This window comes from Saccharospirillum sp. (assembly GCF_039982735.1).
Classification (GTDB): Bacteria; Pseudomonadota; Gammaproteobacteria; order Pseudomonadales; family Natronospirillaceae; genus Saccharospirillum.
Genome location: NZ_JBDWXV010000011.1, coordinates 40064 through 56029 on the forward strand (window position 1 = coordinate 40064; position 15966 = coordinate 56029).

General features: G+C 57.0%; 16 protein-coding genes and 2 tRNA genes. 13 read left to right on the plus strand and 5 right to left on the minus strand.

Annotated features, from left to right (window positions below):
• Positions 1-18 precede the first annotated feature (18 nt).
• Positions 19-267, plus strand: a complete 249-nt coding sequence (locus tag ABJT94_RS08450) for a sulfurtransferase TusA family protein (protein WP_348475752.1) — start codon at positions 19-21, stop codon at positions 265-267.
• A gap of 1 nt (position 268) precedes the next feature.
• Positions 269-1417: an AI-2E family transporter gene (locus tag ABJT94_RS08455; RefSeq protein ID WP_348475751.1), complete on the plus strand. Its 1149-nt coding sequence runs from the start codon at positions 269-271 to the stop codon at positions 1415-1417.
• Between the two features lie 5 nt (positions 1418-1422).
• Here the strand turns inward: ABJT94_RS08455 and ABJT94_RS08460 are convergent, their stop codons facing one another.
• Positions 1423-1902: a peroxiredoxin gene (locus ABJT94_RS08460; RefSeq protein ID WP_348475750.1), complete on the minus strand. Its 480-nt coding sequence runs from the start codon at positions 1900-1902 to the stop codon at positions 1423-1425.
• A 306-nt stretch (positions 1903-2208) separates the two neighbouring features.
• Between ABJT94_RS08460 and dapA the strand changes: the two genes are divergently transcribed.
• The 6 genes from dapA to ABJT94_RS08490 all read left to right on the plus strand — a co-directional run bounded on the left by dapA (position 2209) and on the right by ABJT94_RS08490 (position 7850).
• Complete coding sequence (gene dapA, locus ABJT94_RS08465; RefSeq protein WP_348475749.1) at positions 2209-3084, plus strand: 4-hydroxy-tetrahydrodipicolinate synthase; 876 nt, start codon at positions 2209-2211, stop codon at positions 3082-3084.
• A 1-nt stretch (position 3085) separates the two neighbouring features.
• Complete coding sequence (locus ABJT94_RS08470) at positions 3086-3697, plus strand: hypothetical protein (protein WP_348475748.1); 612 nt, start codon at positions 3086-3088, stop codon at positions 3695-3697.
• Between the two features lie 5 nt (positions 3698-3702).
• Positions 3703-4470 (plus strand): MBL fold metallo-hydrolase, encoded by a 768-nt coding sequence (locus ABJT94_RS08475; protein WP_348475747.1) that lies wholly within the window; start codon positions 3703-3705, stop codon positions 4468-4470.
• A 16-nt stretch (positions 4471-4486) separates the two neighbouring features.
• A complete protein-coding gene (gene purC / locus ABJT94_RS08480; RefSeq protein ID WP_348475746.1) occupies positions 4487-5203 on the plus strand; it encodes a phosphoribosylaminoimidazolesuccinocarboxamide synthase in 717 nt (238 codons plus the stop codon).
• A 256-nt stretch (positions 5204-5459) separates the two neighbouring features.
• Entirely contained in the window at positions 5460-6278 is an 819-nt protein-coding gene (locus ABJT94_RS08485; protein ID WP_348475745.1) for a hypothetical protein, read from the plus strand.
• Positions 6279-6398: 120 nt separating this feature from the next.
• Positions 6399-7850, plus strand: a complete 1452-nt coding sequence (locus tag ABJT94_RS08490) for an NAD(P)H-hydrate dehydratase (protein ID WP_348475744.1) — start codon at positions 6399-6401, stop codon at positions 7848-7850.
• Here the strand turns inward: ABJT94_RS08490 and ABJT94_RS08495 are convergent.
• Positions 7810-9201, minus strand: a complete 1392-nt coding sequence (locus ABJT94_RS08495; protein ID WP_348475743.1) for a hypothetical protein — start codon at positions 9199-9201, stop codon at positions 7810-7812. The two genes, ABJT94_RS08490 and ABJT94_RS08495, sit on opposite strands and share 41 nt — an antisense overlap.
• 203 nt (positions 9202-9404) lie before the next feature.
• On the opposite strand from ABJT94_RS08495, the gene ABJT94_RS08500 reads away from it, so the two are divergent.
• Positions 9405-10847: a hypothetical protein gene (locus ABJT94_RS08500; protein ID WP_348475742.1), complete on the plus strand. Its 1443-nt coding sequence runs from the start codon at positions 9405-9407 to the stop codon at positions 10845-10847.
• A 380-nt stretch (positions 10848-11227) separates the two neighbouring features.
• A complete protein-coding gene (locus tag ABJT94_RS08505; protein WP_348475800.1) occupies positions 11228-11872 on the plus strand; it encodes an FKBP-type peptidyl-prolyl cis-trans isomerase in 645 nt (214 codons plus the stop codon).
• A 120-nt stretch (positions 11873-11992) separates the two neighbouring features.
• On the opposite strand, the gene ABJT94_RS08510 is transcribed toward ABJT94_RS08505, so the two are convergent.
• Positions 11993-12068, minus strand: a tRNA-Asn gene (locus ABJT94_RS08510).
• A 57-nt stretch (positions 12069-12125) separates the two neighbouring features.
• Positions 12126-12201: transfer RNA gene (locus ABJT94_RS08515), tRNA-Asn, on the minus strand.
• 206 nt (positions 12202-12407) lie between these two features.
• On the opposite strand from ABJT94_RS08515, the gene ABJT94_RS08520 reads away from it, so the two are divergent.
• From ABJT94_RS08520 to tusA, 3 genes are all read left to right on the plus strand, one after another.
• Positions 12408-12944: an energy transducer TonB gene (locus ABJT94_RS08520; RefSeq protein WP_127554907.1), complete on the plus strand. Its 537-nt coding sequence runs from the start codon at positions 12408-12410 to the stop codon at positions 12942-12944.
• A 200-nt stretch (positions 12945-13144) separates the two neighbouring features.
• Complete coding sequence (locus tag ABJT94_RS08525; protein ID WP_348475741.1) at positions 13145-14146, plus strand: alpha/beta fold hydrolase; 1002 nt, start codon at positions 13145-13147, stop codon at positions 14144-14146.
• 155 nt (positions 14147-14301) lie between these two features.
• Positions 14302-14544 carry a sulfurtransferase TusA gene (gene tusA / locus ABJT94_RS08530; RefSeq protein WP_348475740.1) on the plus strand — a complete coding sequence of 81 codons (243 nt, stop codon included), beginning with the start codon at positions 14302-14304 and terminating at the stop codon, positions 14542-14544.
• Between the two features lie 6 nt (positions 14545-14550).
• Here the strand turns inward: tusA and ABJT94_RS08535 are convergent, their stop codons facing one another.
• Positions 14551-15966, minus strand: a complete 1416-nt coding sequence (locus ABJT94_RS08535; RefSeq protein WP_348475739.1) for an MATE family efflux transporter — start codon at positions 15964-15966, stop codon at positions 14551-14553.

The following is a 15966-nucleotide window of genomic DNA, read 5'->3' on the forward strand; positions in this document are numbered from 1 at the left end:
GACAGTGAGGCGTTGTAATTGACTTGTAAAAGTACCCCGTCACGGCAACTGGATGCCTGCGGTTTGCGATGCCCGTTACCATTGCTGCGCACCAAACAGGCACTTGCAGCTATGAAGTCGGGAGAGATTCTGGAAGTATTGGCGACTGATGCCGGTTCCTGGCGGGATATTCCCGCCTATCTGAGCCGAGCCCCCCACCAGTTACTGGAGCAGGACGATTCCGAAGCAAGCTTGTTTCGGTTCCTGATTCAGCGAGGAGAAGATTGATTTGAAACTGTATCGCGTCGTACAGGGATTCTTTTCACGTTATTTTTCAGATGAAGAAGCGGTTATTTTCTTTATCTTGCTGATGCTGTCGATCTTGCTGGTCTATGGCCTCGGGCAGGTACTTGCACCGGTATTCACCGCGGTTATTCTGGCTTATTTGCTGTCGCCCTTTGTCGATAGGCTAAACAACCTCAGGATTCCCCACCTATTGTCGGTTACTGCGGTCTGTCTGGCTTTCTTCGGGTTGCTGGTGGTCGCCATGCTGATCATTGTGCCGGCGCTGTTGCGGCAGATCACCAGCCTGGTCAGCGAAATGCCGGTCATGATCCGGCTGATGCAGGAGCAGATTCAGGCGTTGCCGGAGCGCTACCCGGAACTTATTTCCAATGAGCTGGCCCAGCAATGGCTGCTGGGCATCGACTTGCGCGGCATCAGCCAGCAACTGACCGGTTTTCTACCCAGAGTGCTCACCTTTTCATTAAACACCCTGCCCAGTGCCGTTGGCGTTCTGATATACCTGATCGTCGTGCCATTAATGGTGTTTTTCATGCTGAAAGACAGGGTGGTACTCTGGGACAGTTTCAAGGCCACCTTGCCTGCCCGGCGCAGCCTGATGAATCAGATTGCTCTGGAAATGAACCAGCAGATTGCCAATTACATTCGCGGCAAGGTTATCGAAATTCTGATCATCGGCAGCATTTCATTTGTCACTTTCGAAATGTTTGGCCTGAACTATTCAGCCCTGCTTGCCGTGCTGGTAGGCGTGTCGGTGCTGATTCCCTATATCGGGGCGACCATCGTGACCATACCGGTCTTTGCCATCGGTGCCTTTCAGTTCGGATTCACCAATGAGCTGTATTACATCATGATCGCCTATCTGATCATTCAGATTTTGGATGGTAATGTTCTGGTGCCGTTGTTGTTCTCGGAAGCGGTTAACCTGAACCCGGTTTCGATCATTGTTGCCGTCTTGCTGTTCGGAGGCATCTGGGGCTTTTGGGGGGTCTTTTTTGCGATTCCGCTGGCGACACTGGTAAAAGCCATCTTCAACGCCTGGCCCAAGCACCAGGAAGCCAAGGCCGCCGAGGAGGCCAGCGTCGAAGGTGGGGTTGAGCATCAGGAGTCGCCGCAGCAGGGGCCTGAGCAATGAGGGGGTTAGCCAGTTCGCCGGGGCCTTGCATCCAGTTCATCGAGTATGCGGTGAACATGATTGCGCGCATCAACATCGATCCAGGCGCGCGCCAGTATGCCGTGCTCGTCGATCAGAAAGGTGCTGCGCACCAGGCCGGTAATGGTGCGCCCCAGTAGCTCTTTTTCCCGGAGCACACCAAAGAGGTTGCACAGCGCTTCGTTGGAATCTGAAATCAGTTCGAACGGCAGGCTTTGGGCCCGCTTGAACGCTTCATGGCTGTCCAGACTGTCCCGGCTTACCCCGAACAGAAGGATGTTCTGCTCGCGAAAGCGATGATAGTTGGCACCGAAGTCCTGGGTTTCAATGGTGCACGCAGGGGTGTTATTTTTCGGATAAAAGTACAGCAGTATCCGATATCCGCGCAGGGCGCGCAGATGAACGTTTTTGTGGCTGGTCGCCGGCACCACAAAATCGGGGACTGGCAGACCTAGTTCGACGGTCATGTTGGTACTCCTTGTACGGTTATTCATGCGAAAGCGAGCCTTCGTATGTCGCATGGGTGTTCAGCCTGGCCGTCAGCCCTGCATGGGCAGGTACAGGCGAGACGCAGCTTTATCAAGTATGGCTCATTTTTTGAACAATACCAGTTGACCGTCCGGTCAGGTGATTGAAAGGGCGCTGGCCGGGCTTGTGTCGGTGCTGGCGCGCCAGTACCATTGCCGGTTTAGACGGTAGCAGTCCCAGCGTCCGGAATGACCCGTGTCAGCCGAGGCGATCTAATCAAGAGCACAGCCGGAGACGTTAGTTTCATGATCACAGGCAGTATTGTCGCCATGGTTACACCGATGCACCCAGACGGTGCCGTCGATTGGACCAGCCTTGAGCAGCTCATCGAGTTTCATATCGACAACGGCACCGCCGCCATTGGCGCTGTTGGCACGACGGGTGAAGCTTCTACGCTCGATATGAAAGAGCACGAGGAAGTGATCCGGTTTACTGTGGATAAATGCGCCGGTCGTATACCCGTTGTCGCCGGTACCGGCGGGAATTCAACGCGTGAAGCCATGCACCTGACGCGGGCCGCCAAAGCAGCAGGCGCCGATGCGGCCTTGCTGGTAACGCCCTACTACAATAAGCCCACCCAGGAAGGCCTGTATCAGCATTATTGCTACATTGCTGAGAACGTCGACATTCCGCAAATTCTATACAACGTGCCTGGCCGAACAGCCTGCGACATGTTGCCTGAAACGGCGTTGCGTCTGGCCGAGGTCGACAATATTATCGGTATTAAAGAAGCCACGGGTGATCTCGAACGCGCCCGCTTCCTGATCGACAACGCCCCCGAGGGCTTTGCCATTTACAGTGGTGATGACGCCACGGCCATGGAACTGATGCTGATGGGTGGCCACGGCGATATATCAGTAACCGCCAACGTCTCTCCCAAGGCCATGTCGAGCCTGTGCGCTGCCGCGATGGCCGGCGACCGGGAACTGGCGACTCGACTGAACGATCTGCTGATGCCCTTACACACCAATCTGTTCGTTGAAGCGAACCCAATTCCGGTTAAATGGGCACTGAATTTAATGGGCCTGATTCCGGCGGGTATTCGGTTGCCATTAACGCCGCTGTCTGAACCCATGCACGATATCGTCCGCAAGGCGCTGATGGAATCGGGTGTTGTCTGACGTGAGACTTCCTCTGTTTCTACTGAGTGCCACGCTGGTGCTGGCCGCTTGCGGTCAACGCGAGATCAACGTCGACTATAACCCCGAAGCGGAGGCCCCCTCTGACTGGTACCCGATACCGGTTGAAGAGCCTCGTACCGTTACCAGCGCTGATCGGGCCGTCGACCGCCCGCCGGTGACGATCGACGATTCCCTGTTTGAACGCAGTGCCACCTCCGATCTGATCATCACTGACAACACCGACAGCTTTGGCAATGTGTCGTTGCAAGTGAATCGCAGCGCCAGCCTGACCTGGGAGTTGCTGGAAGGCGCAGTGGCACAGCTGGGCTGGCCGGTGGCCGACCGGAATCGCAGTCAGTACCGCCTTGAGCTGGAAGATGCCGATGTCGCCAGCCGCAATCTGTTTGGTCGCATAGGCGCCTTTTTCAGTGGTGAGCGCCAGACGGTCTATCTGATTCTGGTACCCAGAGTCAGTGGTACCGGCATCGCTGCCGAATACCCGGATGATCTGGTTTTGAGTGCCGAGGAGAACCGTCAGCTTATGAACGAGCTTCGCGACGCTCTTCTCGAAGGCCGGGCGTCAACCAGTGGTCAATCCGCTGCTCAGGAGTAACGGTGATGCGGTTTACCTCTCTGGGCAGCGGCAGCAAGGGCAACGCCACGCTGATCCAGGCAGGCGAGACCACACTGCTGGTAGACTGCGGCTTTGGCCTGAAAGAAGCGGAATCGCGTTTGCAGGCCCGGGGCATCGACCCGGCGCAACTGACGGCGATCATGGTGACGCACGAACATGGCGATCACCTGCGTGGCGCGCCGATGCTCAGCCGCAAGCACGGTGTTCCGGTGTACACGACACCAGGTACAGCCCGGTCTTTCAAAACACCTGTTCCCCTGTTTACACCCATTAATGTACACCGGCCGTTTCGTATTGGCGACGTTGAAATAGAGCCGGTCACGGTGCCACACGATGCGCGCGAGCCCGTTCAGTTCGTTTTCACGTTTCAGCAATACTGCATGGGCGTATTAACAGACCTCGGCAGCATTACCCCCCTGGTCACACGCAGCTATCAACGTTGCCAGGCATTGCTGCTAGAATGCAACCATGACCCGGAGATGCTGGCAAACGGGCCTTATCCGGCCAGTCTGAAGCGTCGCGTCGGGGGTGATTGGGGGCATTTGAGCAACCAGCAAGCGGCGCAGTTGCTGTCGAGCATCGAGCTGGGAGGCTTGCAGCATTTAATGATCTCGCACATCAGCGAGCACAATAACCACCCTGATCTGGCCATGGCCGCACTGGCCCCCGTGCTGCAGAACAATAAAGCGTTGCAAGTCCATACGCTGACCCAGGATGAAGGCTGCCCCTGGATCCCATTACAACCCGCCTAACTGACGAGGCCAAGCAATGAAAAAAACGGGTGAGCTCTACGCCGGCAAGGCAAAAACCGTTTATACCACCGACGATCCCTCTCTGCTGGTGTTGGAGTTTCGCAACGACACCTCGGCGTTCGACGGTGAAAAAATGGAGCAACTGGAGCGCAAGGGCCAGGTGAACAACCAGTTCAATGCGTTCATCATGGGAGCGCTGCAACAGGCGGGCATTGCGACCCATTTTGTAGACCAGCTCTCAATCAATGAAAGCCTGGTACGCAACCTCGACATGATTCCGGTAGAGTGTGTGGTGCGTAACCGTGCTGCAGGCAGTCTGGTGCGTAGGCTGGGTGTGACCGAGGGTCAGGAACTGACACCGGCCGTGTTCGAGTTCTTCCTGAAGAACGACGCTCTGCACGACCCGATGATCAACGATTCGCACATTGCGACCTTTGGCTGGGCGACTGAAGCCGAAGTTGAGGCCATGAAGGCGCTGACGCTGCAGGTCAACGAGGTACTGACGAAGTTGTTTGCCGATGGCGGTCTGGTGCTGGTTGACTACAAGCTCGAATTCGGCCGTTTCGAGGGCAAGATCGTTCTCGGCGACGAATTCTCACCGGATGGCTGCCGCCTGTGGGATGCCGGTACCGGCGAAAAGATGGATAAAGACCGTTTTCGCCAGAATTTGGGTAATGTTATCGAAAGCTATGAAGAAGTCGGTCGCCGTATTGGCATCGAGTTTCAGTCTTGAGCTACGCTGGGACTTAAACCCAGGCTCCGTTTTATTCGGTGTCTTTAGTCCGTGCCAGGCACCGGGTGTGCCAATCCGGGGTCGGCATGAACCCATCCATGGGGCCTAGACCGCAACATCCTTGTTGCGGACTCCCCCGGATAGGCACACCCGGCACCTGGCACTCTATCAGGTGCAAGCGTCAGATTTTAAAATTCAAGAATAGTCAGTTGTTGGTGCAGACTCTGTCTGTGAAACGTGCACATGAGGAATCACTATGAAAATTTGGATGGCCACCGCTGCTGCGGCTACTGTTTTGTTTGCGCCCCTGGCATCTGCCAAGGTATTGATCGATATCGATGGCGGGTTGGGGTATAGCTTTAACTCCCTGAATGAAGGGTCACTGGCGAATGATTCGATTGATCTGCAAGGTACCAACAGTGCAAGCGAACCTGTCGGGTTGAATCAAGATGCTGAGAATGGTCTGTATGCCTGGACCAAAATATCAGTGCCTATTTTTCCTGATGTTGGTTTGAAGTATCAGAATCTGTACAGCACTGGTACAAACACTGTGGCACAAACCGTTGAATACGGTGGCGAGTCTCAAACGTTTACTGGTGACCTGGAATCTGAATTTGACCTGAGCTATTTTGACCTGTCATTGACCTATGGCATCCCTCTGCCTTCAGCTTCAGTAGATTTTGGTCTCAACTTCCGTTCCTTAATCGGTGGGTTCAGTGCAGAAGTTGACGGCACCAATCAGTCAATAGATACCGCTTTTGAAGTTGGTGGCACGCCGATCATTGTACCCATGCTGTATCTGGGTGGTCACTTTGATATCCCCGTCGCTGATGTTCGTCTGGGTGGTGAGCTGAAAACGCTGCCGATCGGTGATACCAACATCACTGATCTGGAATTGAAGGGTACCTGGTTTGCGCCGTTGCCGACCAACATGCTGGTCAAACTGGGCGTTGAAGCAGGCTACCGTAACTACGGCCTGACCATCGGTGAATCAACACTGGGCGCCGATACTTCAGATTTTGCCTCTGACGTGAACTATTCCGGTTTCTTTGCCGGTGCCGCGCTGAGCTTCTAATCTGACTTAGCCAGTGTCTGAAACTAAGAGATCTTTGAAAGCCTCCCTTGCGGAGGCTTTTTTGTTTTAGCCTGACTGGGTTAGTCTGTGCAGCAGGCCAATGGATCGAGAGAGCCGACAATGAATCCTGTTTTAGCCGCAGCTGATGTGGCGACCGTTGAAAAAGCCTGGGCATCGGATCAGGGCGGTGACCGGGGTACCTGGCCGTTAATGGAGGCTGCTGGCAAAGCCATTGCGCGTGAAGTGGAAGCGCTGGTATCCCAAGGTGTTGTCTGGGTGCTGGCAGGCAAGGGTAATAACGGCGGAGACGGCTATGTGGCCGCCTGGCACCTTCACCAGATTGGGTTTGATGTCTGTGTCATTGCTCCTCTGGGTCCCTCGCGACCGGGTTCGGATGCCGAGCGAGCCCGGCAGCGGTGGCTCAGTGTTGGTAGCGAACAGGAAGCTTTGCCAGAGACTGCCCCCGTTGTGGTTGTCGATGCACTGCTGGGTTCCGGTCAGCGAGGGTCACTTGAAGAGCCTCTTGCCGGAATGGTGGCTGCAGTTAATCAGTTGGACGCCTATCGCCTGGCCGTTGACGTGCCTACTGGCTTGAACGCTGATACTGGCGTTGCTGAGGGCACCGTCTTTCAGGCGGGTCAAACGCTGAGTTTCATTGCGTTCAAGCCCGGTTTATTGACCGGCGATGGCCCTGGTTGTGTGGGGGATCTGAGGTTGGAGACGCTCGGCATCGATGCAGCCCTCCGGGCAACGTCGATGGGTCTGGCATTGCATTGGCGCCTGGAAACCGAGCCAGCCTGGCCAGCGCGTCTCGCCAATTACCACAAGGGGCGTTTTGGGCAGGTCAGCGTTGTCGCCGGTTCGCAAGGTATGGGCGGTGCTGGGCTGCTGTCGGCCCGGGCAGCGTTGGCGGCCGGGGCCGGTAAGGTGGTCTGGCATACCACGCCGGAGCATGCGCAGGCGGCGTTGGTAGCGCAGCCTGAACTGATGACGGCAGCGCCGGAAGCCAGCGCTGTGCACGACTCAGCCATCCTCGTGCTGGGGCCGGGTCTGGGACGTGGTTCGCAAGCTCAGGCTCGGTGCAGCGCCCTGACCCGGCGTAGCCAATCTGGAGTGCTGGACGCCGATGGTCTGGCCTGGCTTGCGGCACACCCCAAGTCCTTGCCAGGCTGGGTGCTGACACCTCACCCGGGCGAAGCCGGTGCGCTATTGGGTCTCTCTGCCGCTGAGGTGCAGGCGGACCGCTGTGCAGCAGCGCTGGCGCTGAGCAAGCGCTATCAGGCGGTGGTTGTGCTGAAAGGGGCCGGAAGCCTAATAGCAGAGGCGGGGCAGCTCTGGTTCAGTCACCCGGGCACCGTGGCCATGGCAACCCCGGGCATGGGCGATACCCTGGCCGGATGGATCGCCGGGCTGATGGCTCAGGGCTTTTCTCCCCTGCAAGCGGCCCAATCGGCCACCTGGTGGCACGCTGCCCTGGCGCAGTCGCTGGCGAGCCAACAGCGCATTGTGCTGGCGAGCGACCTGTTACCTCTTATTCAGGCAGCTCGGCCGACCACGTCCGCCCCTCACTAACGCACTGATTGCGCAGCCTTGTGCGCTGTTCCGTGAGCGTCTCTCCGGTGTTGCGTAGTGAATTATCGTAGTGGTAAATCCGTATCTGGTTCAGTACCGAGGTGCAGGTGCCCAGAAACACACCGCCCTGTTGCGACACCGGAGAGCAGGGCGCCGGGCTGTACTGCGTTTGGGTGCTGCCGCTGTCACTGGCCTCACAGGCACCCAGAGAACCGCCGTCAACGGTGCTGATGCAGATATTGCTGGCATTGGCGGTTAACGGTGAGGTGCTGCAACTGCCTTCGGCGCCAAAGCTGGGCTGGCCAATCACATCACTGGCACTGGCTTGCAGGGCCAGGCCATCGGTTGCCTGGTTGCCTTCGGTATCGGTCGCCACGACCACCCAGGTATAAGGGCCGGGGTCTGTCAGCGATGCGGCAAACAGCGCCCCGCTGCCGATGGTGACGCGTCCGGTAGGTCCCACCAGGGTGTGCTGAAACGACAACGCACCCTGGAAGTTGGAACGAGTACCGCTGACATCGACTTGCCAGTCAACCGGTGCGGTAAAGGGCGACGAGGGAATGGCCTGGTAATCGATGGTGATCGGGTTGTCGCTTGCCGGTACCGCTGGCGGGATCTCGAAAGCGGCAGTAAGTGCATCACCCCCTATGGCAATGAGCGCAGCGTTTTCATCAAACAGCGTCGCATAGCTGAGCGTGTCGAGAATGTCATCTTCGTTGTCCAGGGCGTTCAGGCCGGTGGGCGTTGCTTCCAGTTGCACATGGTCGTGGAGGTCATCAAGCCAATCCAGGCCGGGGTCGGCAATATAAGGGTCGGAGAAAGGGTTGCGAGCGGTTTGCCAATCAGGCGCCAGCCAGGTTTGCAGCTGTTGCTGGGCGGCTTGCTGACGGTCCGGGGTAAAACTACTGATCAGGTCGTTGCGGCACCCGGCGTTGGTGGTGCAAACATCCAGCGTCTGGCTCAATTGATACTGGCTCCAGCTGTCGAGCAGGACGTCGGTCGTCGGGTTGATATTAACCAGAGCGACAGTTTGATCCGGTTCGTGGCGGTACAGGCCCGTCAGTTCGGTGACTGACTGGTCGGCGTTTTCAATGGTTGCTTGCATCAGGGCCGAGCGCTGCCGCTCTGATAACAATCGATAGACGCCTTCCTGATTCGCCCGGCTGCAATCGGTCTCAATACAAACCTCTGCCCAGGCGCCTGGCCGGCCAATCGCCACGGTTCCGGTCAGCCGATACAGTTGGTTGGTGCTGCCTGAGCGGCCCTGGCCATCGTTATCTGGCTGGCTGCAAGCGGACAGCGCCAGACAAAGCAGGGCGACGGTGAAGGTCAGCGTAAGGTATTGGGGCACAGAAAACTCCGGATCAGGCAGTCACCAGGTGGTCGTTATTACATCGGACGCTCCGCCTGGAACTTGAGGGTCGCTGACCTGAAACCGCTTTTTCGCTAAACTGGGTCGCTTGAGTCTGAGTTTGCGGATGATCGGGTTAAGGCTATGCTGGCATCACCCTGCGCGAACAAACTTGAGTGCGCAATCAAAACAGTGAGAACAATGTGAGTTGGATCATTATACCGAACCAGCCATTGCTGTCAGCGATGGTGTGGGTGGCGATTGCCATGGTGGCGGGCTATGTAGCGCGGGCCTCGGTGATGCGCCTGTTAAACGCCCTGACCGGTTCTGTGCGGTTTCTATTGCGTGCCCAGGCGAAAGCGCTGGTTGCCGCGGCAGATCAGTTAGACCGCCGCAACCGGGTCGTGTTGCTCGAAATGGGCCAGCAGCGACTGGAGCGACGGCTGGACCGTCAGTTCCATCAGGTATGGCACCTGATCGACCGTGATCTTGCTCAGTTTCCACACTGGCAGCGTCAGATCAGTCAGCACATCAGCCAGCTTGAAGAGGATTATCACAAGACGGCGGAGACGCCGCCGCCAGCCCCGGATTGGCTGGATTCCATTGCCGCTGTTGTGCGCCTGAAAGAAACACAGAGCGGCAATCCGGCATTTTCCGGTGTGCTCAAGGACCTCGAATCGAACCTGAACCGCCAGCATGAGCAGGCACTGCATGATTATCGTAAAAGCATGGGTCACCGGCATCGGCTGTTGCATAGCATGATGCCGCAATGGCGCAAGCTCAGTCACGCTATCGAGCGGGTGAGGTCGGGTATTCGTGGTTTGCTCGACATGGCGCGCGACATTGACCGCCATATGGATCAATATCAGCGCCTGGTGACCGCCGGAGGCCAGGCCAACCGGGGCCTGCAGGTTTCCATGTTGGTTGAGGGGCTGTTGTCTGCAGTGCTGATTGCGTTGTGGGCGGGTGTTGCCTGGCTCAGCTTTGACCTGATGAATGCTCCGCTGCAAACCCTGATGGCGCCCGGCGAACCCCTGGTCGGCCTGTCAATGACAAACTGGGCCGGCTTGATGCTGATTGGTGCAAGTGTTGTGCTGGGCTGGGTGCTGATGGAGTTACTGCGCATTACCCGCGTATTTGACGGTCTTTATGGGCTGGATGCCCTGATCAGGCGTCGTCTGGTCTGGGCATTGACGGGTTTGCTGGTTGTGCTAGCCATGACTCAGGCCGGGCTGGTGTACTTGCATCAGCGAGCAGGCTTGCCGGCTACCGAGCTCGAGCGGCTGATACAATACCCCGTCATCGTCTACGAGGCGCCACTGCTGGATCAGGGGTTGGTGTTGGGCGCACGCATGATGCTGGCGTTTGTCCTGCCCTTTATCCTGATTTTTTTTGCAGTACCGTTTGAACGGCTAATGCACAGTTTGCGCATTGTCGTGGTGGTTGCCCTTTCACTGGCATTGCGGCTGTTGGCCTGGGTGTTGCGGCTGGCGGCCGGTTGGTTGTGGTATCTGAACCGGGCCTTCCAGGCCGTGTACGATCTTTTTATTGGCTTACCCTTATGGGCGGCTTCGAGGCTCAGACCACGGTCGGCCAAGGCAATGGAACACCAGGAGGCTGCGCCCGATATACGCAAGCCGGTGTAGCGATAGTGCTGTGGTTGGTGTGGCGCTAACAGCCCCCATTTCCGGTCAATTACCGGTAAACGCTGTGGTTTCTGCTCCGGCCCCCAGTTAGACTGGTGGTGATCTTTCGACGGTGCCTGTGCAAACTCGCCGGGTGCGTCCCGGGGTGTTGTGGCCAGTGGGTTCGGTTGACCGGGTAACGAAAACCCGGGTACCGAACACGGGTGTTGATATCAGGCAGGCGTCGAAAGGAACTCACGGGAAGGGCATGGCCCACCCTGGCAATACATAGTGAGTCGGGTTGAACCCGGCGCTCAACACAAGAAAAGGCAGGCATATTGATGCATTTGAAAAAAGGTTTGTTGGCCGGTGCGATCGCGCTGGGTTTTGTAGGGTCGGTTATGGCCGAAGAGTTGAATACCGATGAGCAGAAAGCGTCCTATGGCATCGGCTTTGGCTTTGCATCGAACCTGATGCAGCAAACACAGGGTCTGGAGTTGGATACCGACGCGTTGGTTGCCGGTATTGAAGCAGCTATGAGCGGCTCTGAAACAGCACTGAGTCAGACTGAGATCAATGCCGCAATCCAGGCATTGCAGGAAAAGCAGCAAGCCGCGATGGCTGAGCAGCAAGCCGAGCAACAAGGTCAGATTGCTGAAAACAAAGCCGCTGGTGAAGCCTTTTTGGCCGACAACTCGGAGCGAGATGAAGTAACGGTAACCGATTCCGGATTGCAGTACGAAGTCATGTCCTCAACTGACGACGGTGCATCACCAACAGCTGAAGACACGGTTCGCGTGCACTATCACGGCACGCTGATGGATGGCACCGTGTTCGACAGCTCCGTTGACCGTGGCGAGCCTATTGAATTCCCGCTCAGCGGCGTCATCGCTGGCTGGACAGAGGGCGTTCAGCTGATGACCGAAGGCGATAAGTACAAGTTCTACATCCCGGCAGAACTGGCCTATGGCGACAATAGCCCGAGCCCGACCATTCCAGCTGGCTCTGTGCTGATGTTCGAAGTCGAATTACTGGAAGTCATGTAATTCAGGTGGCCGTTGTCTTCGGGGTAATTGAAGGCAACGGCTGACAGCCAGAACGAGGGTTCCCGGAACCACTCTGGCAGGCATAAAAAAAGGCGTACCCCAGGGTACGCCTTTTTTGTATGGCTCCTCGAGCAGGACTCGAACCTGCGACCAATAGATTAACAGTCTACTGCTCTACCAACTGAGCTATCGAGGAATAAGCTCGAACCAGCGCCGCAACCCTTTGGGCTGTTTGACGCCAGTGTTAAATTTTTGGCTCCTCGAGCAGGACTCGAACCTGCGACCAATAGATTAACAGTCTACTGCTCTACCAACTGAGCTATCGAGGAGCAACGGCGTTGTATTCTAGTGATTCGGCCTGATGTGTCAACACTAATGCGTTGTTTTTTTTAGGTTTTTTGCAACTGGGCCGGTTATTCGGTGGCCTTTTGGCGGCAGGTGAAAGGCGCATTTCAGGGTGTCCGGTGTTTGGGTACGAAACTTGCTAATTTGAGACTATCGCTGGATAACCGTCAAAAATTTAACGAGGTACCCCATGGTCACATTGGAAATGGTCGATGCTGGTGTCAAAGTCGCAACCGGCATGCTGGTCAGTGGTCTTTTCTTCTGGTGGTATCTGCGCCGGCATACGTCGCTGGATCAGAAAGTGGTTGAAGACCTTCGCAAACGGCGGGAACTGATGGAGCAGGTGGCCAATAACGTGGGCCGTGTTCACCACGTTTATCAGCAGTACCTTTCACTGGCCACCGAATTTGCCCGTTACGGCCAGCAATGGCCGAGAAGCCGCCGCGATGAACTCACTCGGGTCGGGCAGGAGCTGGTAACGGTGTTTCACGACCTGACAGAAGCGGAGAGTACACTGTTGCTGCTGGGAGAGAAAAAACTGGAACGCGCCCTGCGCATCTACGGGGCCAAGATCGTGAATCTGCGCCGCCAGGTCCATGCCGACAAGCATCAGTTCAGTGGCGAAGAGCTGCACACGCTCGATGAAGTCAAACGCGAGATTGCCCAGTTGCGGGAGAGTTTTTTTGACGCCCTCAGTACTCGCTATATGCCGCGCCGGGCCGCCTGATGGCCAAAAAGCCGTGCAAGCGTTGTCAGCAGGCCCGTTATTCCGGGTTTGTGATTGTCATCCTGTTGTTGCTGGCTTACGGATTGCTGAAAGCCACAACTTGAGGGCCAGAGCCACCTATGGTTGCCGAGGGTCGCACAGTCTGGCGTGTTTCAGTAGAATGCTGCCCTCTCTTCGGCAGCCAGGGTCGATCTACCCCCGTGACTAACAACGATCTTGAATTCCCACCCTATGTGGCCGGGTGGGGCATGGCCAACGGTCATTTGCAATCCATTGTGCCGTCGGTTTTCCGTCGGGTCTCCGTACCCTACCAGCGCACCCGACTGGAGCTGGAAGACGGCGATTTTCTGGATCTGGATGAACTGCCCGCACCGTCTGTCGGAGCCCCGCTGGTCATCATCAGTCACGGTCTTGAAGGCAACAGCCATCGTGCTTATGTGCAGGGCATGGCGCGCCATTTTCATGACGCGGGCTGGCGCGTCATTGCCTGGAATTTTCGCAGTTGCAGCGGCGAAATGAATCGGTTGCCGCGTTTTTATCACAGCGGTGCCATTGCCGACCTAAAAGCGGTGATTGCCCAAGGCATGGCCCAGGGCGCAGATCAAATTTTTCTGGTTGGTTTCAGTATGGGCGGCAATCAGACCGTGTTAACCCTGGCCGAGCCGGATTTGCCCAATACCGTCGTTGGCGGTGCTGCCTTCAGCGTGCCACTGGATCTTGAAGCTTGCGCTCATGCGCTGGCCCGGCCCGCACAGGGCATATACATGCGACGGTTTCTGCGCGATCTGAAGCTGAAGATCGCCGATAAAGCGGTGCGCTTTCCCGATAAAGTCAGCTTGTCCGGCTACGACAACATTCGAAACTTCAAGCAATTCGACGATCGCTACACCGGCCCTCTGCACGGCTACAGAGATGCGGAAGATTATTGGCACAGCTGCTCCAGCGCCAATGTTCTGGACCGGCTACGTCGACCCACCCTGGTCGTGAATGCGCTCGACGACCCCTTTCTCGCCAGCCCCTGCTACCGCAGGCCAAGCAACGCGTCGTCCAACTTACTGCTGGAAACCCCTTTGCGCGGCGGCCACGTCGGCTTCATGCGCTGGCGTCTTAACCAAACACTCTGGTCTGAGTTCCGGGCATTGGCGTTTGCCCGAAGCTGTCAGGAGACGGCGGCGTATAGAACCGGGGGTCCGGTTTTATAATCCCGTTCAGTGGTTACTTCGGTTTCGGGTGCCAAGGGGTCCGTGCTGGACACCGGGTAAGCCGACCCCGAATAACCGTACCCAATGCCGCCGAACTCATGCCACGGTAGACTAAACAACCGCAGCCGAGCCACAGTCACAAACCAGGAGCCCCAATGACAGACCCGGAATTTGATCACTTGCTGGATACGCGCGGATTGAGATGTCCGGAGCCGGTTATGATGTTGCATCGCCAGATCCGCAAGATGGCGGTGGATGAAGTCGTGTGTGTGGTCGCCACCGACCCGGCAACAGAGCGTGACATTCCCCAGTTTTGTGAGTTTCTCAGTCACACCCTGATTCAGCATTCCAAACTGGATGATGAATACCGGTATTGGGTGCAGAAAGTCGGGCGCTGAACGCCATTACGCCGTAGCTGGTACGTCCAGATTTGCCAGTGGCTGACGGCTGAACCAGAACAGGCGAATCACCAGCAGCGTCGCTGCGCTGGTCAGGCCGGCAATCAGGCCGATCCAGAAACCGGCGGCCCCCATGGCCGGCACAATCCAGTCGGTAAAAGTCAGCACATAACCCAGCGGCAGGCAGATGGCCCAGAATGACAGCAACATGATGTACATGGGAATTCGGGTATCGCGGTAACCGCGCAAGGCGCTGATGCAGGTGACCTGCATGACGTCGGCGATCTGAAAAATGGCGGCGTAGGCCAGCAAGAGACCGGCAACCGCCTGCACCTCAGGGTCGCTGGTGTAGAGGCGGGCAATCAGGTCTGACCCAAGGAAGAACAGGGTTGCGTAGACAGCGGCGATCACCATAACCAGCACCAGTGAACTGCGGGCGTTCAGTCGGGCAGCGTCAGTGACTTTGGCACCGATCAGGAAACTGATGCGCAGGGTCAGGGCCATGCCCAGACTCAGTGGTACCATAAAGACCAGTGAGACGACGTTCAGGGCTATCTGGTGGCCCGCAACCACAACGGGCCCGAGCGGTGCCAGAAACAGAGCGATTACCGAGAAGACGCTGGCTTCGATGAAGATGGTAAAGCCAATCGGCACCCCCAGCTTTAGCACGTATTTTATATCTTCCCAGTGGGGTTTGACCCAATCATCGATCAGGTGGAAGCGGCTGTAATGCCGGCTGCGGTTCAGGTAGACGATGAAACCGGTCACCGCGACCCAGTTGGAGATGGCCGTTGCCCAGCCACAACCTATGCCACCGAGTTCGGGCATACCAAGTTTGCCGTAGATCAAAATGTAATTCAGCGGCAGGTTCACGCCGGTACCGAGCACGGAGAAAGCCATAAAGGCTTTAGTGTGCCCAAGCCCGTCCGTCAGGCCGCGCAGGGCAGCGAACACCAGAAGGGCGGGTATGCCCCAGGCAAAGGCCGACAGGTAGCCCTGGGTAATGCGTGCTGTGTTGGTTTCCAGTTGCAGCGCATCCAGGATAGGGCGCACATTGACCAGAAACAGGATGATCAGAATCGCCGCACCAGCGGCTATGTACAAACCCTGCCAGGTGATGGGCATGATGCGGTTTAGTGTATTGCTGCCCCGGTAACCGGAAATGATCGGTTGCAGGGCGCTTAATGCGCCCATGAAAAACAGAAACAGCGGAACCCAAAGGCTGGTGCCAATGGCCACGCCCGACAGGTCTTCCGCACTGGCGTGGCCGGCCATGATGGTATCGATAACGCCGTTCGCCATTAAGGCCAATTGAGCGACCAGTATCGGTCCGCCGAGCAACGCCAGCGTCTTCCATTCGCTCAGTGTACGACTTACCAGGCTGGCCTGACGAATGGGTTTGGGCTGATGACTCTGGTCCAC